Annotated in this window: 23 protein-coding genes and 1 pseudogene; 14 read left to right on the forward strand and 10 right to left on the reverse strand. The window is 42.5% G+C overall.

The window, feature by feature from the left end; all coding sequences use genetic code 11:
* Nucleotides 1-66: 66 nt before the first annotated feature.
* Nucleotides 67-1,491, forward strand: coding sequence for a sodium-dependent transporter (locus L1271_RS10175; RefSeq protein ID WP_102056945.1), 1,425 nt, complete (start codon nucleotides 67-69; stop codon nucleotides 1,489-1,491).
* Between the two features lie 72 nt (nucleotides 1,492-1,563).
* Here the strand turns inward: L1271_RS10175 and L1271_RS10180 are convergent, their stop codons facing one another.
* Nucleotides 1,564-2,205: a CPBP family intramembrane glutamic endopeptidase gene (locus L1271_RS10180; RefSeq protein ID WP_102056944.1), complete on the reverse strand. Its 642-nt coding sequence runs from the start codon at nucleotides 2,203-2,205 to the stop codon at nucleotides 1,564-1,566.
* Between the two features lie 90 nt (nucleotides 2,206-2,295).
* A complete protein-coding gene (locus tag L1271_RS10185; RefSeq protein WP_211866259.1) occupies nucleotides 2,296-2,871 on the reverse strand; it encodes an inner membrane-spanning protein YciB in 576 nt (191 codons plus the stop codon).
* Between the two features lie 122 nt (nucleotides 2,872-2,993).
* On the opposite strand from L1271_RS10185, the gene L1271_RS10190 reads away from it, so the two are divergent.
* Nucleotides 2,994-3,266 (forward strand): HU family DNA-binding protein, encoded by a 273-nt coding sequence (locus tag L1271_RS10190; protein ID WP_010604971.1) that lies wholly within the window; start codon nucleotides 2,994-2,996, stop codon nucleotides 3,264-3,266.
* 42 nt (nucleotides 3,267-3,308) lie between these two features.
* On the opposite strand, the gene trpA is transcribed toward L1271_RS10190, so the two are convergent.
* The 6 genes from trpA to L1271_RS10220 are packed head-to-tail and all read right to left on the reverse strand — an operon-like array spanning nucleotide 3,309 to nucleotide 9,826.
* A complete protein-coding gene (gene trpA / locus L1271_RS10195) occupies nucleotides 3,309-4,115 on the reverse strand; it encodes a tryptophan synthase subunit alpha (RefSeq protein ID WP_010604970.1) in 807 nt (268 codons plus the stop codon).
* Entirely contained in the window at nucleotides 4,112-5,296 is a 1,185-nt protein-coding gene (trpB, locus tag L1271_RS10200; protein ID WP_010604969.1) for a tryptophan synthase subunit beta, read from the reverse strand. The genes trpA and trpB overlap by 4 nt, the downstream gene beginning before the upstream one ends.
* A gap of 7 nt (nucleotides 5,297-5,303) precedes the next feature.
* Nucleotides 5,304-6,668: a bifunctional indole-3-glycerol-phosphate synthase TrpC/phosphoribosylanthranilate isomerase TrpF gene (trpCF, locus tag L1271_RS10205; protein WP_235367749.1), complete on the reverse strand. Its 1,365-nt coding sequence runs from the start codon at nucleotides 6,666-6,668 to the stop codon at nucleotides 5,304-5,306.
* Entirely contained in the window at nucleotides 6,661-7,665 is a 1,005-nt protein-coding gene (trpD, locus tag L1271_RS10210) for an anthranilate phosphoribosyltransferase (RefSeq protein WP_235367750.1), read from the reverse strand. The genes trpCF and trpD overlap by 8 nt, the downstream gene beginning before the upstream one ends.
* A 9-nt stretch (nucleotides 7,666-7,674) precedes the next feature.
* The gene (locus L1271_RS10215) at nucleotides 7,675-8,256 is read right to left on the reverse strand and encodes an aminodeoxychorismate/anthranilate synthase component II (protein WP_235367751.1); all 582 of its coding nucleotides are present in this window, start codon (nucleotides 8,254-8,256) and stop codon (nucleotides 7,675-7,677) included.
* The gene (locus L1271_RS10220; protein ID WP_235367752.1) at nucleotides 8,249-9,826 is read right to left on the reverse strand and encodes an anthranilate synthase component 1; all 1,578 of its coding nucleotides are present in this window, start codon (nucleotides 9,824-9,826) and stop codon (nucleotides 8,249-8,251) included. The genes L1271_RS10215 and L1271_RS10220 overlap by 8 nt, the downstream gene beginning before the upstream one ends.
* A 437-nt stretch (nucleotides 9,827-10,263) precedes the next feature.
* Between L1271_RS10220 and rnm the strand changes: the two genes are divergently transcribed.
* The 6 genes from rnm to L1271_RS10250 all read left to right on the forward strand — a co-directional run bounded on the left by rnm (nucleotide 10,264) and on the right by L1271_RS10250 (nucleotide 14,716).
* Nucleotides 10,264-11,109, forward strand: coding sequence for an RNase RNM (gene rnm / locus L1271_RS10225; RefSeq protein WP_235367753.1), 846 nt, complete (start codon nucleotides 10,264-10,266; stop codon nucleotides 11,107-11,109).
* 4 nt (nucleotides 11,110-11,113) lie between these two features.
* Complete coding sequence (locus tag L1271_RS10230; RefSeq protein WP_235367754.1) at nucleotides 11,114-11,734, forward strand: L-threonylcarbamoyladenylate synthase; 621 nt, start codon at nucleotides 11,114-11,116, stop codon at nucleotides 11,732-11,734.
* 11 nt (nucleotides 11,735-11,745) lie between these two features.
* Nucleotides 11,746-12,540: a segregation and condensation protein A gene (locus L1271_RS10235; RefSeq protein WP_235367755.1), complete on the forward strand. Its 795-nt coding sequence runs from the start codon at nucleotides 11,746-11,748 to the stop codon at nucleotides 12,538-12,540.
* 53 nt (nucleotides 12,541-12,593) lie between these two features.
* Complete coding sequence (gene scpB, locus L1271_RS10240) at nucleotides 12,594-13,181, forward strand: SMC-Scp complex subunit ScpB (RefSeq protein WP_010378581.1); 588 nt, start codon at nucleotides 12,594-12,596, stop codon at nucleotides 13,179-13,181.
* The gene (rluB, locus tag L1271_RS10245) at nucleotides 13,178-14,038 is read left to right on the forward strand and encodes a 23S rRNA pseudouridine(2605) synthase RluB (protein ID WP_010604963.1); all 861 of its coding nucleotides are present in this window, start codon (nucleotides 13,178-13,180) and stop codon (nucleotides 14,036-14,038) included. Before scpB ends, rluB begins: the two co-directional genes overlap by 4 nt.
* A 273-nt stretch (nucleotides 14,039-14,311) precedes the next feature.
* The gene (locus tag L1271_RS10250) at nucleotides 14,312-14,716 is read left to right on the forward strand and encodes a GFA family protein (RefSeq protein ID WP_206470951.1); all 405 of its coding nucleotides are present in this window, start codon (nucleotides 14,312-14,314) and stop codon (nucleotides 14,714-14,716) included.
* A gap of 301 nt (nucleotides 14,717-15,017) precedes the next feature.
* On the opposite strand, the gene L1271_RS10255 is transcribed toward L1271_RS10250, so the two are convergent.
* The gene (locus L1271_RS10255) at nucleotides 15,018-15,761 is read right to left on the reverse strand and encodes a YciK family oxidoreductase (protein ID WP_010604961.1); all 744 of its coding nucleotides are present in this window, start codon (nucleotides 15,759-15,761) and stop codon (nucleotides 15,018-15,020) included.
* 196 nt (nucleotides 15,762-15,957) lie between these two features.
* Here L1271_RS10255 and L1271_RS10260 point away from each other — a divergent pair, with 196 nt between their 5' ends.
* From L1271_RS10260 to L1271_RS10270, 3 genes are all read left to right on the forward strand, one after another.
* The gene (locus L1271_RS10260; RefSeq protein WP_235367756.1) at nucleotides 15,958-18,387 is read left to right on the forward strand and encodes a VolA/Pla-1 family phospholipase; all 2,430 of its coding nucleotides are present in this window, start codon (nucleotides 15,958-15,960) and stop codon (nucleotides 18,385-18,387) included.
* 102 nt (nucleotides 18,388-18,489) lie between these two features.
* The gene (sohB, locus tag L1271_RS10265) at nucleotides 18,490-19,503 is read left to right on the forward strand and encodes a protease SohB (RefSeq protein WP_235367757.1); all 1,014 of its coding nucleotides are present in this window, start codon (nucleotides 18,490-18,492) and stop codon (nucleotides 19,501-19,503) included.
* Between the two features lie 111 nt (nucleotides 19,504-19,614).
* Nucleotides 19,615-19,923, forward strand: coding sequence for a hypothetical protein (locus L1271_RS10270; protein WP_235367758.1), 309 nt, complete (start codon nucleotides 19,615-19,617; stop codon nucleotides 19,921-19,923).
* Nucleotides 19,924-20,060: 137 nt separating this feature from the next.
* Here L1271_RS10270 and L1271_RS10275 read toward each other — a convergent pair whose 3' ends face one another.
* A complete protein-coding gene (locus L1271_RS10275; protein ID WP_235367759.1) occupies nucleotides 20,061-20,981 on the reverse strand; it encodes an NAD-dependent epimerase/dehydratase family protein in 921 nt (306 codons plus the stop codon).
* Between the two features lie 154 nt (nucleotides 20,982-21,135).
* Here L1271_RS10275 and L1271_RS10280 point away from each other — a divergent pair, with 154 nt between their 5' ends.
* The 3 genes and pseudogenes from L1271_RS10280 to L1271_RS10290 all read left to right on the forward strand — a co-directional run bounded on the left by L1271_RS10280 (nucleotide 21,136) and on the right by L1271_RS10290 (nucleotide 23,816).
* Entirely contained in the window at nucleotides 21,136-21,552 is a 417-nt protein-coding gene (locus tag L1271_RS10280; protein WP_235367760.1) for a MerR family transcriptional regulator, read from the forward strand.
* A gap of 172 nt (nucleotides 21,553-21,724) precedes the next feature.
* A pseudogene (locus tag L1271_RS24930) lies at nucleotides 21,725-22,070 on the forward strand (transposase); the annotation flags it as partial.
* A 372-nt stretch (nucleotides 22,071-22,442) separates the two neighbouring features.
* The gene (locus tag L1271_RS10290) at nucleotides 22,443-23,816 is read left to right on the forward strand and encodes a hypothetical protein (RefSeq protein ID WP_235367761.1); all 1,374 of its coding nucleotides are present in this window, start codon (nucleotides 22,443-22,445) and stop codon (nucleotides 23,814-23,816) included.
* Nucleotides 23,817-24,300: the final 484 nt, after the last annotated feature.

The following is a 24,300-nucleotide window of genomic DNA, read 5'->3' on the forward strand; positions in this document are numbered from 1 at the left end:
AAACACTCAGCTTGACTGGTAGAGTCCTTCGGATATTTGTAGAAAATAATAATAAGGTTGATTGCAATGAGTGCAAACCGTGAGCATTTTAGCTCCCGATTAGGGTTTATCCTTGCCGCTGCAGGTTCTGCTGTTGGTATTGGTAACTTAGTCGGCTTTCCTGTTTCCGCCGCAAAAAATGGTGGTGGGGCATTTTTACTAATCTATGCACTATTTGTAGTGTTTATCTGTTTACCTGTCATGATGGCCGAAATGGCAATGGGTAGGAAAGCCCAAAAGGACCCGTTTGGCGCATATAAGCTGCTATCTAATCATGATAAAAAGTGGTCAATAGCTGGATTCTTGGCTGTACTCACGCCGTTTATGATTGCCGTCTTCTATATGGTTATTACCGTTTGGATTTTTGGCTTCTTAGCGCAAACAGCTTTAGGTAACTTAGATGCACTCGCCTCTCCGAAGTACTTTGGCACTTTTATCAACGATACCAATGTTTTCATCTATATGTTGATAGTGGGTGTGATCGTGAATCTTATCTTGGTTGGCGGTGTAAAAGAAGGGATTGAAAAAGCAGCTAAGTTACTCATGCCAGCGTTATTTGTCATGTTAATTGGCCTTGTCGCATACGTATTAACTCTTGATAACGCGATGGCAGGTGTACGCTATTACATCGTTCCTGACTTCGAAAAGATGAATGCAAGTGTGTTAAATGGCGCACTGTCACAAGCGTTCTTTTCACTGTCTTTGGGGATGGGTATATTGATCACATACGCTTCGTATATTTCTAAGAAAGACGACATCGTCGGTAGCTCCAAAATGGTCGCTATTACAGATTCATTAGTGGCGTTTATCGCAGGTCTGATGGTACTTCCGGCTATCTTCAGTTTCAATCCGAATACAGATCCAAGTAAGTTATCTGACTCTTCTGTATCTATGATTTTCGATTACTTGCCGAAATTGTTATTGGCTTTACAAGATGATATTGGCTACGTCGGTGCCTCAATAGTTGCAGGTACTTTCTTTTTACTGGTTTTCTTTGCTGCGATAACGTCGCTAGTGTCAATTGTCGAGGTGCCTACAGCGACTTTGATGGAAGAAAAATGTATTTCACGTAAAAAGGCATTGATTATCTTAGCGTTGACCACAGGTATCTTGACTGTGCTATCTACTATGTCTTTTGGAATGGTGGATTGGCTTACAAGTTTTGTAAGTTATGGCGATGCTCAGAAGAGCTTCTTTGACCTAATCTACGATGTGTTTTACGACACTATTTTACCGTTGAATGGTTTGCTGTTGTGTCTATTTGTTACTTATCGCTGGAAAAAATCTGGTTTGAATGAAGAACTTGCGCAAGGTTCAGAGGGGTACGTAGGCAGCTTTACTGAGAAATATATTAATTTCTCCCTATCTACATTCATCCCGGTGATCCTGTTAGCTATTTTCATTAATACCGTTGCAACTAAATATTTTGCATTTAGTATCTTTGGCTTCTAGCAACGGAACATTTGGTTTGGGCACGATGACATCGGCGTATTAATGCGCCGATGTTTATTCTTCACTAAGCCACTAAAATTTTACGCCCGAATCTAAGTACTGCCCAACTCCTATTGTAAACATCCACAGCCCCCACAGGCTATGCTCTAACACACACACGGCAAGGGAACGGCTGTGTGCGTAAGTATAAGAAAATAGTAGTCCTCCAACAAAAGATAACGCCACGGCTATCCAATTGTCATAGACGCAGTGAGCAAGCGCAAACACCAATGCACTTAACAAAACTCGGTTGTTTTTATTTGGTAAAATCCTTTTATAGCGATGAAAGAAGTAGCTCCTGAAAATTAACTCTTGTGGTAAGACAGAAAGAATAGGGTAAGCAAATAATAATAATAACCAGTCGCTAGGTGAATTGAGCGGCAGGGAAAACCAATTTCCTTGACTAACTAAACCATAGAGCATGGCTGAAAACATCGCACCTGCGAAAAACGTGGTGAATAAACGTTTTTTGACGGACGAAAACTCTCCCAAACTGGTTAACCTAAATCGTTTGAAATGGGGGTCGGTTAGTAGTAAATGGGTACAGACTGCCATTAAAATGATCAGTGCTGGAAAAAGCCAATTGTTGAGGTGATCACGGAATTGATAAGCGACAATGGGCAGGACAAAGAATACAAATACGAGTTCACACCACCGGTATTGGCTTGCGTTCAAGGCTGGTTCCCCAAAATATTTGGCGGCTACAAGCCGCTATAGTTAGCTCTTACTCGTTAACTATAGCAGCTGCAGATGAACCTTGAATGGTTACTCTTCAGGTAAATATTTTTGAATTTTAAACATGGTAAAGAGGAGTGCAACGAAGGTGATCCCAATTAAACCAAAGACTTTAAAGTTCACCCAAAAATCAAGAGAGAAGTGGTACGCAACGTAAAGGTTTAGGCCAGCGATGAAGAAAAGTAATACTGCCCAAAATAGGTTTAATTGGTCGCAGTCTTTTACTGGTAAATCAATATCAATCTCAATCTCGCTTTTTTCCTTCTCAGCTACTGACTTTAAAACCCCTTCGAGTGCGCCTTTTACCAAGTTTTTATTAAACAAGTACCTCGATACGAGTAAAGCCACACCTAAAATTGCATAAATAATAGTGGCTTTCCATTTTATAAATTGCTCATCATGGAAGAAAATCGTCATTCCACCGAGGATCAACGCAATCGCTAAGAATACCCAATGACGTTTTGCGACTTCGCGCTTAGTGATGTATTGGTGTGCAACCTGTATAAGAGAAGCGATGATTAGCACACCCGTTGCCCAAAAAATATCGACAAACTTATAAACCGCAAAAAACAGGATAAGCGGTAAGTACTCAATTAAAAATGACATTTTTTATCCTAACAAAGTTGGTTGTAAGGGTTTTACCAAGATACGGCGAGAACATCAACATTGACTTTCTTTAACGAAACCCATAGCCTGCTGCGCTCATTCAATGGTTCAGAGGTATTTGCATGAATAAGAGCGATTTAGTTACAAAAATGGCGGAAATTAGTGGATTAACAAAGAAAGATTCACAGACGGTGTTAAATGTCATTTTACAGGCCACTAAAAAGCGCTTGTCAGAAGGCGATCAGATGCAAATCAATGGACTTGGGACATTCGCGTTAAGTTATCATCCCCCAAAGCAAGGACGTAATCCTCAAACGGGTGAGACCATCACCATTGAGGGACAAAATAAGGTATTATTTAAGCCTGCTAAAGCCTTAAAAGATAACTTGCGTTAATTCTAAGAAAAGCCAGTGTTAAACACTGGCTTGAAAGTAATATTACTTCTGCGTTGCAGCTTTCATTCGCTCAACAAAGGTTTTTAGCTCAAAGCACATGGTGCTAGGGTCATCCAAGTGTTTTTCGATGATTTTCACCACTGCAGAGCCACTTATCGCACCTGCTGCACCTGAGCCAATCGCATGCTTTACATGCTCCGGTTCAGAAATACCAAACCCTAGCAGTGGCGGCGCAGCATGATATTCGATAAGTTTGGTGATCATCTCTGTTGCCGGCATTTGTGCTGTCGTTTCTGTACCTGTCACGCCTGCACGCGAAAGTAAATAGGTATAGCCACGACCTCGGGTGGCGCATTCTCGTAACGTATCATCGCAGGCATTCGGTGTGGCAATGAAAATTGGCGCGATGTCATTTGCCATTGCAGTGAGCCTAAACGGTTTGGCTTCGTGCAGTGGCACATCAGCAACTAAGATAGAATCCACACCCGCAGTTTTGGCGTCTTGATAAAACTGCTCAATACCACGAGCAAAAATCAAGTTTGAGTAAAGCAACAAACCAATTGGAATATCACTGTTGTAGCGACGAATTTCAGCGATGATCTCAAGACAGTCTTGCGTATTAACATCTTGCTCTAATGCACGGATGTTAGCCGCTTGGATAACAGGACCATCAGCGATGGGATCGGAAAACGGAATACCGAGCTCCAATGCATCAGCGCCACCGTCAATCAGGCTTTTGATGATCTCAATACTGAGTGCCTTATCGGGATCACCAATCGTCACGAAAGGAACAAATGCACCTTGGTTTTTTTCATTTAAGTGCGCGAACATCGCGTCATAACGTCTCATAGTTCACCTCGCTCAGATAGTACCTGGTGGACGTGAGCTAAGTCTTTGTCTCCGCGACCACTTAAGTTAACAACAATCACCGTTTCTTCCGTTTGCGCTTCTGCATATTTTAGTGCGTATGCCAGAGCATGGCTTGACTCTAGGGCTGGAATAATACCTTCGTGTTTAGCAAGCGCTTGAAAGGCATTTAATGCTTCAGTGTCGGTAATGCCAACATATTGCGCGCGGCCTGTTTCATGAAGGTAGGCGTGTTGTGGACCAACAGCTGGGTAGTCAAGACCTGCTGAGACAGAATAAGATTCTTCAATTTGGCCATCTTTGTTCTGCATGATATAGGTATAGGCGCCATGTAAAATACCTTTAGTACCTTTACATAATGCTGCGCCGTGTTCGTCAGTATCCAAGCCTTTACCAGCCGGTTCCACCCCGATTAATTTCACGCCTTTTTCGTCAATAAAATCTGCGAACATACCAATAGCATTTGAGCCGCCGCCCACACAAGCGATAACTGCATCTGGCAAACGACCTTCCGCTTTTAGTACTTGTTGTTTCGCCTCTTCACCAATCATTTTTTGGAACTCACGGACAATCGTCGGGAATGGATGAGGACCTGCAGCCGTGCCGAGTAAATAATGTGCCGTTTTGTAGTTTGCAGACCAGTCACGTAATGCTTCATTTACCGCGTCTTTTAATGTGCCTGAGCCGGCGGTAACAGGGATAACTTCCGCACCCATCAAACGCATTCTAAATACGTTTGGTTGCTGACGCTCAACATCTTTAGCCCCCATGTATACGCGGCATTTTAAGCCGAGTAATGAGCAGGCTAGGGCGGTTGCAACACCATGTTGTCCAGCGCCGGTTTCAGCGATGACTTCTTTTTTACCCATACGTTTGGTTAAGAGCGCTTGACCCAACACTTGGTTGGTCTTGTGTGCACCACCGTGAAGTAAATCTTCACGCTTTAAGTACAGTTTGACCTTAGGGTTTTTAACTAAGTTGCGTGTCTTAGTCAGCGGGGTCGGGCGACCCGCAAATTCATTCAAAAGTTGATAAAACTCCTGTTGAAATTCTGGGTCTTTTTGTGACTTATAAAACTCCTGTTCTAACTGCTTTAACGCAGGTACGAGTAACTCGGGCACAAACATGCCTCCGAAGTCACCAAAATAAGCTGAATTACTCATGTCCACCTCAATATTTTCGAATTTGTGTAAACGCGTTAGCGATTTTTTGAGCGCATTTTTTACCAGGCGATTGCTCAACGCCTGAATTTAGGTCAAGACCATCGGCACCTATATTAACGGCACCGTGAATGTTTTCGGGGTTTAGGCCGCCAGCCAACATATAATTGCTCGAACTACGATTTAATAGCTGCCAATCAAACACTTGTCCCGTGCCACCAAATGCGGTGTCGGTTTTGGTATCGTACAATTGCTTGTCTACGCCAGCGAAGGGGCTTGGCAGTGCTGTGTCCACACCCTGTGCTTTCCAAATTTGACAGGTAACTGGAAGTTGTTTTCGCAGGGTATTGATGTACAACTCATCTTCATTGCCATGTAATTGCACTGCACTCAGTTTTAATATTTGCGCATACTCAGCAACTTGCTCAAGCGGTGCGTTAACGAACACACCAACGTACTTGAGCGGTGCGCTATCGGCGACGGCCTTCGCACAATCAATGTCGACATAACGAGGCGATTTTGGATAAAAGATAAGGCCACCGTATACCGCTCCAGCTTCATAAGCTGCTTGCGCATCTTGGCTTCGAGTAAGACCACACACTTTGTTTTCGCCCAAAATCAAGCGTCTGCAAGCAAGTTCTAAGTCCTGTTCAGCCATCAGTGAACTGCCGACCAAAAAGCCGTCACAAATCGGTGATAAGCGTTTCACATCGCGGTGCGTGTATATGCCAGACTCTGAAATCACCACTTTGTCTTCGGGGATTAACTTTCTTAGTTTCTCTGTTGTTGCTAAATCCGTTGATAAATCTCTGAGATCACGATTGTTAATACCGATAAGTTCAGCATCTAACGCAAGCGCTCTTGTCACTTCTTCTTCGTTGCTTACTTCCGTTAAAATCGACATATTAAGTGATTTGGCCACGCTCGCTAGTGCCAAATATTCTTCGTCATTTAATACAGACAACATCAAAAGAATGGCATCGCCACCGTGTAGGCGGGCGAGATAAACTTGATATTCATCAATAAAGAAGTCTTTACAGATCAGAGGCTGATCAACCAGCTTTCTCACCGTGGCAAGGTATTCATAACTGCCTTGAAAGTATTTTTCGTCGGTTAGTACACTAATACATGTCGCGTACTTACGATAAACACTGGTAATTTCAGTCAAATCAAAATGTGAGCGAATAAGGCCTTTTGAAGGTGACGCCTTTTTGCACTCTAAAATAAATTGGGTCCCAGCTTGCGCCAACGCAGCGATAAAGTTAAGCGTGGTGGGGGTTACTTCATCGATAAAGTCACTTAACGGACGCTGCGCCTTGCGCGCTTTTAATTCTTCGACTTTATCGGCAACAATTTTTTCTAATACATTAGCCATTACTCACCTCTACAATGTTAGCCAAGGTTGTCATGGCTTTCTTACTTGCAAGCACTTCGCGTACTTGTTCGCTTGCGGTTTTAAAATCTGTGGCCTTATCGGTTAATACCAACAAGGCTGCAACGTTTGCAATTATCGCTGCATTGTGTGCTGCTTCGCCTTCACCATTTAAAATCGCAAGGCTCGCTTTCGCGTTATATTCTGGCGTATCACCAGCAATAGATTCAAGTGAATAGTTTTCTAGTCCAAAATCGCTTGGGGTAACGGTGTACTGCGTCACTTCACCCTGCTTTACTTCTGCGACTAGCGTTTCGCCGTGTAGGGCAATTTCATCTGTGCCACTACCGTGAACTACCATCGCTCGTTTCGTACCTAAGCGGTTTAACGTTTCGGCCATGGGTAAAACAAGGGCAGGGTCGTAAACGCCGAGTAATTGCACCTCAGGCTTAGCTGGGTTTGCCAATGGCCCGAGAATATTAAATATCGTGCGTGTTTTTAGTTGCGTGCGAACCGGCATGGCATGCTTTACACCAGCGTGGTAATGCGGTGCAAACAAAAAGGTAAAGCCGGTCTTTGCTAAGCACTTTTCTGCAAGTGCGGGGGTCATATCAATGTTGATCCCAAGTGCTTTTAGTAAATCCGCGGAACCTGATTTACTGCTCACGCTGCGATTACCGTGTTTGACCATATTAATACCACATGCTGCGGCGACAATGGCGGCGGTGGTACTCACGTTGATGGTATTTGTGCCATCGCCACCCGTACCACAGCTGTCTGCTGCGAGTAGATTTTGCTTGTCAAATGCGGTGGCATGATCACGCATGGCCTGAGCTGCTCCGGCTATTTCCGCCGCTGTTTCACCTTTAAACTTTAGCGCAAGCAGCGCTGCGGTAAGTTCGATGTCGCTCAGTTGTCCAGCCATAATATCGCTAAACAAGGATTTGGCGGCGTCGAACGATAAATCTTGTTGCTGTAATAGAGGTTGTAACTTTTCCATCCTGATCTCCTAAGCGCTAAGGTACGCGATACTTTGTTGTAATAGCTGAGCGCCATTGGGGGTCAATATTGATTCTGGGTGAAATTGATAGCCAATTACTTTGTGTTCACTGTGATAGATAGCCATCGGAATGGCCTGATATCTCGCGATCACTTGTAGTGCTGGTGGTACGCTTGTTGCCATCAGAGAGTGATAACGCGCAACAGGGAATTGCGTCCCAAGTCCGGCAAATACCGGATGCTCATCCGCTTCAATAATAGAAGATTTGCCATGTACCGTCTCACCCGCTTTGCCAACTTTACCACCATAACTTTGGGTTAGGGCTTGTTGACCGAGGCAAATCCCAAGCATGGGGAATTTACCTTTACATAGCTCAATTAACGCGAGCAAACAGCCTGCTTCCGATGGCGCGCCAGGTCCTGGTGATAAAACTAATATCACTGGATCAACCTCTGCACACATTTTATTGAAAATGGTTTCGGCAGAGATATTGTTACGATAAACGACCAAGTCGAGTCCTAGCAAACTAAGCTCATCCACAAGGTTATAACTGAAAGAATCAAAATTATCTAAAAAGTATACCTTAGTCATGGTTTGCACCTTTATATGTGGACTGTACTGCTTTAATCACTGCCATGGCTTTAGCTTTGGTTTCATTTGCTTCACTTTGTGGATTTGAATCAAACACAACACCTGCACCCGCTTGCACGTAAGCAACGTTATCTTTTACAAACGCGGAGCGAATGACGATGCAGCTGTCCATGGCGCCATTGCCCATCAAATAACCTACCGCTCCGCCGTAGCTGCCACGACGCTGCTTTTCTGTATGGCGAACCAGTTCTGCGGCTTTAACTTTTGGTGCGCCGACGAGAGTGCCCATATTCATACAAGCCTGATAGGCGTGAAGCGCATCTAAATCCGGCTTTAATTGGCCAACGACGCGCGATACTAAATGCATGACTTGTGAGTAGCGGTCCACTTTCAATAATTCTTTTGCGTGTCGAGTACCTGCAATACTGATCCGTGCGACATCGTTACGAGCAAGGTCAACAAGCATAAGGTGCTCTGCACGCTCTTTTTGATCGTTGCGCAGCTCAAGCTCAATGCGGCTATCTAAATCTGGATTGATACTACCATCAGCAAACTTACCTCGTGGTCTTGTCCCCGCAATGGGATAGACTTCAACTTGGTTACTCTGCTCACAATATTTGAGTGCAGACTCTGGAGATGCGCCAAATAACACAAAGCGCTCATCCTTCATATAAAACATGTAAGGACTAGGGTTTTGTAGTTTGAGCTGTTTATAGGCGGCGAGTGAGTTATGGCAAGGAAGTGAAAAAGTGCGAGAGGGAACGACTTGAAAGATGTCACCGTTGATAATGTTGGTTTTCAACTTTTCAACGTGTTGACAATATTCGTCGTCACTCACATTGACTTTGACGTCTGCACCGCCACTTTGTGGCTCAAACTGAAATTCAGTGATTTGGTCACACTGACTGTTTAGCTCTTCTAGCTGTTTGCCTACTTCAAAACAATTGGCGTGAACCTCAGGGCCATTGAAAACATTACCAATGAGCTCTGTAGTTCGTGCTTGATGATCGATCACAACTAGGGTTTCAGCGAGATAGAAAACATAGTCGGGACAGTCGTTGTCCCCATCTGGTACTTCAGGAAGTTGCTCAAAGTTTGCCACCATATCATAGGCGAATACACCACCTAAAAAAACTGAAAATGGCGTATCTGAGTTACGTTTAATTTCATTTGTGCAGGTTCTGAGCGCACTAAAGGCGTTATCCGCTTTTAGTTTTGTATGCTCATCAATGTTACTTTCCAATGCGTTGTACGTGAGCGTCAAGGTATTATCATTGAGGGTCACGTCACAATTTGTGACCTTTTGCGCAAGGTACGGTAGCAACTGAGCACCATTGTTAGACAAGGCTTTAGCAATGACTTGGGCGCCGTTACATTCGAATCGAATCGCACTATCCACAAGCACGATGCTTTTCACATTGTCTTTAGACTCTATTTCTGCCGATTCGAGCAGTAACGAGTTTGCTTTGTTTAAACCTGCGTATAAAGACAGTGGGCTGGCAATATAATCGCGCCTTTGTCTTATGCTGGTGACCTCACCTGGTGTGGTCGTTATATGACTAAAAATCAAACCTCATTCCTCTTAATTTCTAGATATTCTGTTTAGAAAATAAAAAAACCCCCGAAAGCTGAGCTCTGCGGGGGTTATTGTTCAGACACAACAATACCGTCCCGCTAGGGCATCCACCACCACCAAATTGTGTTTACTGTGATATTGTTGTTCATATAAGCCTCTAAAAAGTATAAAAAAACCCGCGACATTGCGCGGGTTGATAAATCGTAGATATAACGAAACACACCCGCTTAGTTCGAGTGCCACCACCAAATGTTTTTTTGAATTTGTTTGTTCATTTGTGAATATTTCGTTGTTTAATCTAAATTAGCTACAGTAAACCCTATTCTTGCTACAAGTGTCAAGGGCAAATATCAGAAAATAACCTAAGGTCGTATCAGTTAACTTGTGATATAATCAAAACGTTGATAATTCATAGAGATAGTTAATACATTTTGATTAAATATGACCTCCATAGCCATACTACTTTTTCCGATGGCCGCTTAGCTGTTGATGAATTGCTTGAGCGAGCAACGGAAAAAGGCGTTGATATTCTTGCAATTACAGATCATGACACGATAGATGCGATCCAGCCTGCCCGTGACTACATTAGCCAAAATAATCTCACGTTAGAACTTATCAATGGCGTTGAAATTTCCACAAAATGGGAAAGCTTTGAGATCCATATCGTTGGATTAAATTTTGACCCTGAGCATGAAGCATTAACAAAGTTACTGCACGAACAGCAGCAAAAGCGAGAAGCCAGAGCAAAAGAAATCGGCGAGCGATTAGCCAAAAAGGGCTATGAGCATGTCTACGAAGATGCCCTTGCGCTTGCCCAAACTGCGCAGATCACCAGAGCGCATTTTGCTCAAGTGCTGGTTGAGCGGGGCGTGGCTAAAAACGTGCAAAGCGTTTTCAATAAATTTTTAGCACGCGGCAAAACTGGGTATGTGCCAAGTCAGTGGTGCGATATACAAACGGCCGTTTCTGCTATTCACGCTGCGGGTGGAGTAAGTGTGCTGGCACACCCTGCTCGATATAAGATGTCGAATAAGTGGCTAAGAAAGTTAATTGCTGAATTTAAAGCGGTTGGGGGAGCTGCAATGGAAGTTGCACAGCCCCAGCAAGCGCCTACTGAGCGCCAATTTTTGGGGCGACTAAGTCAAGAGTTTGAATTGTTAGCAAGCCAAGGGTCAGATTTTCACTTCCCAATGCCTTGGGTCGACCTTGGTCGTAACTTGTATTTACCTAAAGATTGTCAAGGAGTTTGGCGTCATTGGGGAGGCAAAGAGGAATAAGCTTATGAGTCAATTTTTTCATATTCACCCAGATAATCCGCAAGCGCGTTTAATTCGCCAAGCGGCTGATATTATTGAACAAGGTGGCGTAGTGGTGTTTCCAACCGACTCCGGCTATGCGATTGGTTGCAACCTCGGTAATAAGCAAGCTAAGGAGCGGATAGAGCGGATCCGCGGCATCGAAAAACACCATAACTTCACTCTTTTATGCCGTGATCTGTCGGAGCTTTCGACCTATGCCCGTGTCGATAATCAAATGTTTAGGATGATTAAAAATAATACGCCCGGTCCGTACACGTTTATTTTTAAAGGGACGAAAGAAGTTCCTCGTCGTTTGCTCAATGAGAAGAAAAAAACCATCGGGATCCGTGTGACTGATAACCCAATTACTTGCGCGTTGTTGGAAGCACTAGGTGAACCTTTGATGTCATGCTCTTTGATTTTGCCAGGAGAGCAGTTTACTGAGTCTGACCCCGATGATATCCGCATGCGTCTTGAGAAGCACGTAGACTTAATCATCCATGGTGGCTATTTAATCGAGCAAGCAACCACCGTTATTGATATGTCCGAAGACACCATTGAAATTTTGCGTCGTGGCTGTGGCGATACGTCGCCTTTTGAATAACGCATGTTGAGATGACAGAAGCACTCCAACAGAAATTACCGCTGGCTTTTTTACACGGTGAAGCGGTAATTGAAAAGCCGGAAGATCTTTATATTCCCCCCGAAGCCCTAGAAGTTATCTTAGAGACCTTTGAAGGCCCGTTGGACTTACTGCTTTATCTTATAAAAAGACATAAATTAGATATTCTAGAATTACCGATTTTTAGTATTACTCAGCAGTATGTTCAGTACGTTGAAATGATGAAGGACATGCAGCTCGAACTTGCGGGTGAATACTTAGTGATGGCAGCTTTGCTGGCGCAAATAAAATCAAGAATGCTACTACCAAAACACGAAGAGTTAGAGGAAGAGGAAGATCCCAGAGCAGAGCTGGTGAGACGCTTGCAGGAATACGAGCAATTTAAGCAAGCTGCTGAGAATTTAGATGAGATCCCTCGTGTTGAGCGTGATATCTTTGTCGCTCATGCGTTGGTAGACAGTAGTACCGACTCTGAGCCAGAATTCCCAGACATTGAACTGAGGGAATTACTTTTGGCGCTGTCGGAAGTGATGGCTAGAGCCAAGACCTTTGAGCACCATCATATATCCGCAGAAGCACTTTCGACTCGAGAGCGTATGAGCTTTATATTGCAATTGCTACGAGAACAGGATAAGCCGGTAGAATTTGCGCGATTCTTTACCTTGGACGAAGGGCGCAGTGGTGTGGTGGTTACTTTTATTGCCATGCTCGAACTCATTAAGGAGCAATTGGTTGACTATATTCAGTCAGCAACAGCAGCGTCGATTTACCTGCATTTAAAAGGCTAGGGGATGGCTGCAGCCTCTGCTATACTCCGCATTTTTATCTTCAAGCATAAAATATGAAAAGACGCGTTAGCGATGAACAACTGGTTGAATTGGTTGAAGCAGCGATTTTCGTTTCAGATAAGCCGTTATCTAAAAAGCGCTTAAAAGAAACTGTGCTGGAAGATATCAGCGTGTCATCACCGCGTATTGATCAGGCACTGGAAACACTGGTAAATCATTATCAAACTCGCGGTGTAAGGCTGGTTGAGGTTGGTACTGGATACCGTTTTCAAGCTTGCCCGAGCTTGAGCCCTTGGCTAAGTAAACTGTGGCAGGAAAAAGCACCAAAATACTCACGTGCTACACTTGAGACTTTGGCATTGATTGCTTACCGGCAACCAATCACTCGAGGCGAAATAGAGCAAGTGCGCGGGGTCACCGTGAGTTCTAATATTATCAAAAGCTTGATAGATCGCGAGTGGATAAAAGTGGTGGGTTACAAAGAGGTACCGGGTAAGCCTGCATTGTATGCAACGACAAAACAATTTTTAGATTACTTCTCATTATCTGGTCTTGGGGAATTACCTCGATTACCTGAACAACATAATGAGAAAATAGAACAGTTATTAAACGATCCTTCTGTGAGAGAACCATCTGAATGAGTGAAAAACTACAAAAAGTATTGGCAAGAGCTGGCGTTGGCTCAAGACGCGAAATGGAAAAGTATATTGAGTCTAACCGCGTAAGTGTAGATGGAAAAGTTGCCAAGCTAGGAGACCGAGTGGAAGAGACTTCGGTGATCCGTGTAGATGGACATATTGTTAAAATAGAGCAGCAAGAAGAGCGCATCTGTCGCGTACTTATGTATCATAAACCTGAAGGTGAGCTGTGTACTCGTCGCGACCCTCAAGGTCGTCGTACTGTATTCGATAGGCTACCAAAGTTAGATGGTGACCGTTGGATAGCTATTGGGCGATTAGATATCAATACATCAGGCCTGTTGCTCTTTACCAATGATGGTGAGCTAGCTAATCGCTTGATGCACCCAAAATACGAAGTGGAACGTGAATATTCTGCTCGCGTATTTGGTGAAGTAACAAACCAAACGTTGCGTACATTAACCAAAGGTGTTGAGCTAGAAGACGGTCCTGCAAAATTCCTTAAGATTAAGCCACTTGGCGGTGAAGGTCTGAATAAGTGGTTCAATGTAACACTGACGGAAGGGCGTAATCGTGAAGTTAGGCGTCTTTGGCAGTCGCAAGATGTTGAAGTGTCGCGTTTGATCCGTATCCGCTATGGTAAATTGGAGCTTAATAAGCGTTTACCACAAGGTGGATGGGAAGAATTAAAATTAGAAGATGTTAACTACCTACGTAAATCGGTAAGCATGAGGGCCGAGCAGCAAACTAAGTTGTCGGTTATGCCAGAAAAGCGCAAAGACAAGCGCGCGAAAATTAACAAGATCCGCAAAGCAGTGAAAAAGCATAATCAAAGGGTCAAAACCCCAAGAAGAAAGTAATTTAAGCTTTTTATACCAATTAGCTTATTTAAGTGAGCTATTTTGAGGCGAGAAAATCTTGTCGATAACACCGCTACCGCGTCCTGCTATCGCCAAGGTACCTACATCCATATAGGCAAGGCAAAAATTTTGCTATTTAGTTGTTCTAAATGAGAAGTTTTTAACGTAGTTAGCGTCAGATTTGCTCCTTCAAATTGATCAAGTATTAAGACTAATTGGTATTAAACACCAGCCTAGTGAGCTGGTGTTTTTGTATTTGATAAGGAGATGCAAATGAAAGAGATGTTTGCTGGTAGTTGTCTGTGTGGTCAGGTTAAATATCTTGTAGAGGGCAACGCGCAGGGCTTTTATTTATGTCATTGTGAGTATTGTCAAAAAGACACAGGGTCCGCACATGCTGCGAATTTATTTTTTCAAAATGCAGTGCTAACTTGGCTTGCGGGCGAAAAGTTAATAACCCGCTTTATTTTACCGAATACTAAGCACGTTAAAGCCTTTTGTACTTGTTGTGGCTCTGCATTACCAAACCAGCAGCCTGTTGGTATAGTGGTACCTGCCGGTAGTTTAGATGATGCGCCGAGTCTTACGCCAACTGCACACCTATTTATCGCGAGTAAAGCGAAGTGGGATGAAAAATTAGAGCAAGTGCTGGCGTTTGAAACCTTGCCGAGAGATTAACTTAAGTAATATAACCTGAGCTGCGGATAATTAATGCCTTTCTAGCAGCCAGTTTTAGCGCTAACTGCGTTGAATTCACTTCCAATAGCCAGCTATTGGTGCGTAAATTCGCCTTGCCTACAGGAAGTAGGTACCTTAGCGAGAGCAGGACGAGGAAGCGGTGTTTTCCCTAAAACTCTCTGGCTAGACAAGGAGAAAACTAAGTTGTGCTTTAGCAACAATGAGTTGGAACATTCCTTATCCAAACCTCAGGTTAATATAGAAGGCTGCAATTGTGGATCTGCAGCCTTTAAAGTGCTAGTTAGTAGGTTTGGGCATCTAAAGATTGGCCATTAACTCCGATTGAGTCATCAGACATCAAGTACAGGTATGTTGGCATTAATTCTTCAGGTGTTTTTAGTTTATCTTTATCTTCACCTGGGAATGCTGATGCACGCATACTTGTTCTTGTTGCACCAGGATTAATGCAGTTGATGCGAATATTGGTTTTACCCACTTCTTCGGCCCAAGTTTGCATCATACCTTCGGTTGCGAATTTAGAAATTGCATACGCTCCCCAAAACTCACGACCTTTACGTCCTACACCCGATGAAGTAAAGACGATAGAAGCATTAGGCGCTTTTCTCATTACAGGGAATAGCGATTTAGTGATCACCGCTTGGGCTGTTACGTTTACCTTCATTATGTTTTCAAAGGTTGAAACGCAAAAGTGTTCCATTGGACCTAAAGAGCCTAAAATAGAAGCATTATTTAGCAAGCCATCGAGCTTACCAAATTGCTGCTCGATGGTGGCAGCCAAGTCTCGGAAGTGTTGTTTGGTTGCACCACGTAAATCTAAAGGTACAATTGCAGGTTGTGGGTAACCGGCGTTAACAATTTCATCATAAACGGCTTCTAGTTTACTGGTGGTTTTGCCTAATAGAATAACCGTTGCACCATATTTGGCGTAATTAATCGCCGCAACACGGCCGATGCCATCGCCGGCACCTGTTACTAGTATCGTTTTATTCGCAAGTGCGTTTTCAGGAGCTTGATAAGTCTGCATTCTGGACTCCAATTAAGATGTTTGAGCTATTTTATCACAATGCCGTAGCAAGTTAGCGAATTTATTGTAAATATGGCTGGCGAAATAACAAAGTTTGAGTTAAGTTTAACTGGTCTAATGTCTTATTAAAAATGCAATTACATAGATTTAACGAGAATTATCACAATAATAATAAGATTATGTCGGAGCCTATAAAATGAAAAAAATGCTACTCTCACTCGCAGTATCAGCAGCACTCGCTGGCTGTGGAGGCGGTGAAACGTTAGAAGATGTAAAAAATGATACTACACCCGTTTCTCCAACGATTTCTGTTAAATTTGATCCATCAGGTGGTGTGATCTCAGTTCCAAACGATATTCTTTTATCCGGCACTCAAGACGGTACCTTAAACCTACCTGACGAAATGTTAGGAGTGAAAGATGGTGAAGGTAACCCTCTGGTAACGCGTGCAAGCTACGCAAACCCAAGTATTGTGATTGGCGCCTTAGATGGTTGGTCGACGCAAATGCCTTACGTTATCGACATGACGACACCGAATGGTTTGACACTCGATGCGCAAAGCGTCATGACCCCGGGCTCTGTACGAATTTTTGAAGTTGCAATGGGTGGACCATTACAAACCGACGAAGACTGTGCTCAGGTGCCTTCAGGTATCGCTTGTAAGCCAATTGCTGAATTACAATTTGGCCCTGATGGTGATTTCGTTACCATGGCTAATAGCACAGGTAACGGTTTAGTTATTATCCCAGTTAAACCATTCAAACCTGAAACTACGTACATTACTGTTTTGACCAAAGGTCTTAAAGACTCAAAAGGTCAAAGTGTAGATGCTTCTTCGACTTACACCTTATTGCGCCAAGACGCGCCATTGGTAACTGATGCTCAGAAGTCTCTTCAGGCTGTGATTCGTAGCTATGAAGGGGCGGTAACTGCAGCGGGTTCGGTGAGTAAAGAAGAGATTATATATACAGCTGCAATGACGACACAGTCGACAGGCCACGCATTGGCGGCGACTAAGCAATTGTTAGCCGCTAAATTACAAGGTGGTGCTAACCCTGTTGTCGCTGTACCTGCACAACCGGTGATCACCGTTGCAGATGCACTTGCAGGAAAAGTGCCTGATGCTATTTTACCTGCTTTTAGAAGCGTACGTTTATTGCAAGGTCAAATACAACTACCTCAGTACTTATCACAACCAAAAAATAAAGATATCTCTGCGCTAGCTGATACCTATTGGCAAGCTCGCTGCGACAGCGCGGTAGCTGTCGCTGGATATGCGGCGCAAGCTGGTGGTTTACCAGAGCCAACAGAACCAAATGATATTGCTTGTAATACACTTTCGGGTGGAAAGTTGAGAGATTTAGGTTTAGATGGTACTAAGTTCTTAACTAAGTACAATCCAATCCCTAAAGAGCAGTGGCTTGCTAATGTTCCTGTGCAAATCACAATGCCTGCGGATGAGTCTCAGCGCCCAGAAGGCGGCTGGCCTGTTGTTATCTTGCAACATGGTATCACGAGTAAAAAAGAAGACATGCTTGGTTTGACGTTGTCATTAACACAAGCAGGATTTGCCACAGTTGCGATCGATCACCCAATGCACGGTGCTCGCGGTTTAGATATCGATGGTGATGGCACTGATGATTTTAATGCCTCGACAGGTAGCGTGTTATCCTACATGAACCTTACATCGTTGTTGGTTGCGCGTGATAACTTAAAGCAATCAGCAGCAGATTTAATGGGTTTACGTTTAGGCTTAAACTTCATTAATCTAGCATCTGGCGGTCAAGTTAACTTTAATACTCAACAAGTTAGTTACCTAGGTCACTCACTTGGTTCTATTGTAGGCCCAAGCTTCCTTGCACAAACCAATACACCATTAAATCCAGCAATTGATGGCTTCTTTAAAGTTGAGTCAGCAGCGCTTGCAAGTGGTGGTTCGGGTATTGCTAATTTCTTGATTGAATCAAAATCATTTGGCCCGTTTGTACAAGGTTCAGTGTTGAGTTCTGCAGGTAACCTAGCATCGCAAGCGTTTAATACCTATCTGCAAGAAGGCGCAATTGCTGACTGTGGTACGCTTGCTGCTGTACAAAGTGAGTTTGTGTCGTGTGCTTATGCAACCTTTAGAGCAGGGCTCGAGGCGGCTGAAGATACCGCAACACTTGCACTGATTGATGGTACGGTGACGCAGTTTGGTTTTGCAGCACAAACGGCATTAGACAGTGCCGATCCACTTAACTATGCAGCTTCCGTGAAAGCGCTACAAACGCCAGTATATATGAGCGTTGTTACGGGTGGTGTTGATGGCAATGCTGCTGACTTGGTTATTCCTCCAACAACAGAACGCAGCTTCTTGTCAGGTAGCTTACCACTTGCTGGTTTCATGGGCTTAATGCCTGCAAGCGAAACGCAAATGAGTCAAGACGGAACACCTGGAAGTTATGTAGTGAAGTTCTCTCAGGGCCATCATAGTTCAATCTTGACGACAGGCTTTGATGAAAGAGCTGGTGGTACAGCAGCAGGACACGCCGCAGCGTCACTCGAAATGCAAACACAAGTTGCAAGCTTCTTGAAGTCAAAGGGTTTGGTTTTACAAGTATCTAACCCGGATGTTGTTGCAAACTAAGACATTTTTCGAGACTATAAAAGGCCGCGCTAGCGGTCTTTTTTGTGTCCATTTAATATTGAGTTAAATGGCCCCCTTTATGAGCTAAATGAGGAGAACGACTTGGCATTTTTGTTTGAATATGGGTTATTTCTAGCCAAGACAGTAACCATTATCTTTGGTATCGCAGTAGTCATTATTTTGATGGTGGGAGCAAGCTCAAAACCAAAATCGAAAAAGGGTGAGATTGAAGTTATCGATTTAAGTGACAGTTTGGCGCAATCTAAGCAGCAGTTTTTGCAGCAAACGCTTGATAAAAAGGCGCTAAAAGCCCTAAATAAGTCGCAATCAAAAGCGCAAAAAAATAAAGATAAAGAAGCAGAGAAAAACGTTTTTTATCTTGAATTTAACGGGAGTATGGACGCTCACGAAGTCTCGGGTTTAAGAGAAGAGATCAACGCTATTTTAACGATTGCAGATAAAGAAAAGGATCAGGTTATTGTGTCTGTAGAAAGTGGTGGTGGGGTTGTTCACGGTTATGGACTTGGTGCATCGCAGCTTACGCGTATCAAGCAAGCGGGTATTCCTCTAACCGTCTGTGTAGACAAGGTTGCTGCAAGTGGCGGATATATGATGGCCTGTGTTGCAGATAAGATTATTGCAGCGCCGTTTGCAATTATTGGTTCAATCGGTGTGATTGCGCAGATCCCCAACTTCAATCGTTTATTGAAAAAGAATAACGTTGACTTTGAAATGGTAACCGCTGGTGAGTATAAGCGTACACTCACGCTGTTTGGTGAAAATACGGATAAAGGCAGAGAAAAGTTTAAAGAGGAGATTGAAGAAACGCATGGTCTGTTCAAACACTTTGTCTCTGATAATCGTGTCGAGCTCGATATTGAGAAAGTGGCCACTGGAGAACATTGGTTTGGTACACAAGCGTTAGAACTTAAACTAGTTGATGAAATATCAACCAGTGACGATTTACTCATGTCACTAAATGAAAGTCACCAACTTTATAAAGTGGCTTATAAAGCTAAAAAAGGCGTTGCTGAGAAGTTTGGACTTCAGTTGGGGATCGCCATTGAACGTTTCTCCGTTAAAGCGTTAACAAAACTAAATCAATCTAAATATTAGTGATTGTTGTTCAGTTTATATCAATAAGCTTTATTTCAAACTATTAACAATACTTTATAGACGGCATTGTGTTCACAAAGCGCATGATGCCGCGCTAAAAGAGAGGTTGTTATGAATAAAGTTATTGTACTTTCTCTACTTACCTTTAGCCTGACTTTAGGTTTAAATCAGGCGAATGCAAAACCGGACAAGTTACCGCCGGGCCTTGAGAAAAAGTTGAAGCAGGGCAAATCACTTCCGCCAGGTTGGCAAAAAAAACTCCAAGTTGGAGAACGCTTAGATCCAGATATCTACGACCATGGCAAAGTGATTTATCGCGACAGAGATCGGGATTTGGTAACGATAAGCGTTGAAGGTAGGGTCATCAGGGTACTTGAAAACACCCTAGAAATTGTCGAAATTCTTAAAGGGATGAGATAAAAAGCATCAACTCTGTGCGGGGCAATTTCCCGTACAGAGTCCAAGTTTAGCAATCTAAGTGTTTGTTCCTCGCCAAAGCGTGTGTTAGTTGTAGCACTTAACTTAACGCCTAATGATCTAGGTATTAAATAACGTCGTCATTCCTTGAGAGTTGTTGTTAGTCCATCTCGGTAAGTGGTAATTTCAAACTCCGTAAAGCGCTGCTTAAATTTATCTGATACAAATATGTTGTCGACTGCATATCGAGGTAACAGTTCTCGTGTTTCTCTTATAGGTTTGCTAAAAATGCTTAGCAGTGATAGCTGCCATTTCTTTAATATTGAATACTTGCCTTGAATGCCGAGTATTTCGCTCGCTAAGTTAACGATTTGCTTGTAAGTGAGTCGATTGTCATCACATGGTAGATGCCATGTCTGGCCATACGCATCAGAGGTATTGCCTAGTAACGCCATTGCTCTGCTAGCATCTGGCGTGTATATCAAGGTACGTAACGTATTATCGCTGATAAAGATTTTCGCAGCATCGCCTGCTCGCAGCTTATCAAGAACCGTTGTATTGGTGATACTTTGCGTTTTACCCGGTCCATAAAACTCAGGCGCGCGGCAAATCATCGCATTGACTTGGCCTGTACTCATCGCATCGAGCAGCATATTCGCTATTAGGCCTCTAACTTTGCCTTTTTCGCCATATGGCAAAAAAGGTGTTTCTTCTGTGAGACGTTCATTGCTTTGCGGATACATATAGGTGTTATCAAAATACACTAATTTGGCATTATGTTTTGCGCACGCATCGATTACATTTCGCATCATAATAGGAAATTGCTCAACCCACATGTTTGTGTCAATCGGCAGTCCTGCGGTTAAGTAAACAATTTTAGAGCCTGCTACTGCTTTTTGCGTTTGACTGCCGTCAAGTAGATTAGCGCTGAGTAATTCGTCCGTGTTGTTTATCTTTTTTGGTGTTCGGCTGACAAGACGAATGTTATCGGTAAAGTCTTTCTTTAAAGCTCGGGCGAGTTCACTACCAATTTGGCCGTTTGCTCCAAGTATTGTTTGCATAAAAATTACCTTAATTTGTATCTGTTTTGTGCAAGCATAAGGTTAAAGTAAACTTGAAGGTCAATACTTAATTTCTGTTATCTGCTATTGTTTGGGATAAGCACAGATTTTTTCATTTAAGGTAGCAGACTGAGTGCAGTAGGAACTCGAGTTTATGAAAATTGGTGAATTATCAAAAAGAACAGGCTTAGCGACGTCGAAAATTCGATTCTATGAGGATATTGGCCTACTTAAATTAGTTAAGCGCGCTGCCAATGGTTATAGGACCTATCCCCCTGAAGCTGAAACTGTATTGCATTTAATTTCAAATGGTCAAAAGGCAGGCTTTAGTTTAGATGAGTTGAGTAAATTACTTCTGAGTGATCTAAGTGACTGGAAACATGATCAGCTACTTAACGCTTTACGTCAAAAACTTGCTGATATTGAACTGATGGAGAAAAAGCTTGCAGACAACAAACGACAATTAAACTCCATCCTTAATGACATAGAAGCCAAACCGGGTGACATGGCGTGTGCCGACAATGCCAAGCGAGTGATATCACAAATAGGGATGGGTAAAGGGAGGAGGTAGATGCAAAAAAATGCAGTAAACTTGCCAAAGCGGAGATTATTTTTTGTAATGTTTGTCAACTGAGTAGTATCAAGATCAGCGCGATATCTGAAAGAGGGAGAGAAAGAAGGACAGCCATTTCTAATGCTGCGTGTATAACAAAGCACGTTTAGTATTAGCAAATACCCAACCGGTGAGCTTCACATACCGAGATTACGCAGATGATAACTGCGATAAAGTGATGACACTGAGTAATGACGAATTCATACGGCGTCATTTGCAGCGTGTATTAATTACCGAAAGGATTTATGCGTATTCGACATTACGGTTTTTTAGCCAATGCATGCCGCAAGCGAAAGTTAGCGCTGATAAGGTCGCAGGCGTCATGCACATGCACATGCTGAACAAAGAGGCCAAACACAGAAACCGTGACACTGATACCGCATTGGCCTTGTTAGCATTGTAAGGCAGATATCTTGCGGCTAATTGACGTATTCAAGTTAGATGCAATAACAACCAAAGTAGAGCGAACGAGTTAGCAGCTCGATAGTTGCTTAAAATCAATTAGTTAACCTGCTTAATTGCTCAGGCTAGCGGCCTCTGTAGGCGTAAAAAATATAATTGCTTATTAAGACAAATTTAGGTGTAATGAATACATAATAAGCGCTGAGCAATGCAGGGAAAGCTTACATAACACTAGCTAAACTGATTACACTAGCTAGGAAAGTGAGAGCCTCTAAAAAGCCTATTTTTTCTAAGTAAGCTATAGCATAAACAACACCAACTCCGTCACATCGAGCAGGTAGCAGCTCAGTTCAACAAGCGATTATGCAACACAAACAGCGTGTCGCATAAATACTAAAGTGTTATATGCTTTCAAATTTTTAACCTATGGTTTCTTAATAACATAAATGAAAAAATGTATTAATGAATATTACTGCGAGCTAGATAAACCTGTAGAAATTCAGTTTCAGTTAAATGGTTTTTCCGTACAATTCCTTACTGAATTAGACGGTGCGGATGCTTTGTCAAACTATGGTTATTTAAAAATTTCCGTTGAGTCAAATTTAAAAGATTATGAATCAATAACTGATTCAGCAATATCTTCACGATCTAAGTATCTTGTTGCTTTAGGAGTTGTGTCATTCGTTATTGATGAGCCTTTGGACGTATTTGGTTCCACCTCTAAAAGTTACGTTTTTGAAGGCGATGCCGAGACTGTAGAGTCTAGGTTCATTATTGATGGAGTGGATAATACTCAATACCTTACCGAAATAATTGAAAAGCTTAATGCAATGAAAAAACACGAAAGTGAGCTGTTTTTTTCCTTGCTAGACAGGTGGCGAAAAGCGAGGTTTATGGAAAAAGATTCCGAGACGAGCCTTATATACACAGATGAAGCTACTTTAGCCTATTTTCATGTGCTTGAGCTTTTGGGAGATCTTTATTTAAAAGAACTAAAAACAAGGTCTAATGATCTGATAAGTACTTTTGTTGAAGAATACAATGAAGAAGTTTTATCTTTATCAGGGCAATCCCTAGAAAACGAAAATAACTCAAAGGCTAAGTTACTTTCAAGCTTATTGTCTAAAGACCTATCCGTCACAGGAAAGATACTTTACCTTCTCAAAAAATATGATCTTTATAGTAACCAAACAGCATTTTGGATCAAAAACTTGGTCGAAGCTAGAAATAGTGTAGCCCACGGAAGACGAGTTTTTTACGATAAGTCCATATTTCCAGTTCAACCTTTTTTTCCTCTGGTTACCGATACAATTTATCCGTTGCAGTTTGTTCGAGTTTTAGCTGCTAATGTTATTTCAAAGCAATTGGGGGTTAACTTATATTCAAACGAGTGGAATATTGTCGAAACATTCCTGATTAAAGATTCCCATGAAACAAAAGAATACTTGTCTTCAGGTAGTTTCAAACTACTAGATGAAATATATGGTGCAGAAGAAAATATCGTCAACGGCGGGATAAGTTCATTCGTGTTAAATAAAAAAATATCTGCCAGTCAATGCGTTGATTTTTATAGGTTTTACTTAACTCGTGAGATCGAAAATCAAGACTTTTTATATTCTAATATTCACTCAATAATCATCTTGTTTGAATCTACAGAAGAAAGTGAGTTGTCAGAGATGTTAAAGCAAGCAATATTAAATGCGCATACTCTCGAATGTAATATTGATTTGAAGTTCAGAGACACAATGTATTTTCTTGAGTTTCATGGCTTTGAAACCCCAAAACTGGAAGCTCTAATTAAAAGTGGCGATATTCGATAGCAATAATCATTGATGACACCCAACGTTATTTGTATCTAAGCTGACAAAGTGAGATTAAAACGTGCGGAAACACTTAAAGAATATGGACAAAAAGAGTTCTTAGATAGGGTGACCTTTGGCGGATAAGCGTATCTCTACACTAAAATTGGGTTATCGCGCACGGCAAAGCGCTGAAAATACAGCAGCAAGAAACTCTAGAATTGAATATGTTCGTTTTACTAAGCCAGTAAGCGCTCGCAGTTTGAATCATTGATGACACCCACTATTATTTGTACCTATGCTGGCAAAGGGAGCAGAAAGAAGGACAGCCATTTCTAACAGAAAGAAGGACAGCCATTTCTAAAATAGAATCATTGATGACATATATGGACGCTCAGCTGCAGTCAAGTAATACTCATCCAACAAGGTTGTTTTAACAGCCTTGTTGCTTCTTTTATTTATCTCTCATTTACTATTTGTATGTATTGATAAACAGTCACTTTGA

Source organism: Pseudoalteromonas sp. OF5H-5 (genome assembly GCF_021530695.1).
GTDB lineage: Bacteria > Pseudomonadota > Gammaproteobacteria > Enterobacterales > Alteromonadaceae > Pseudoalteromonas.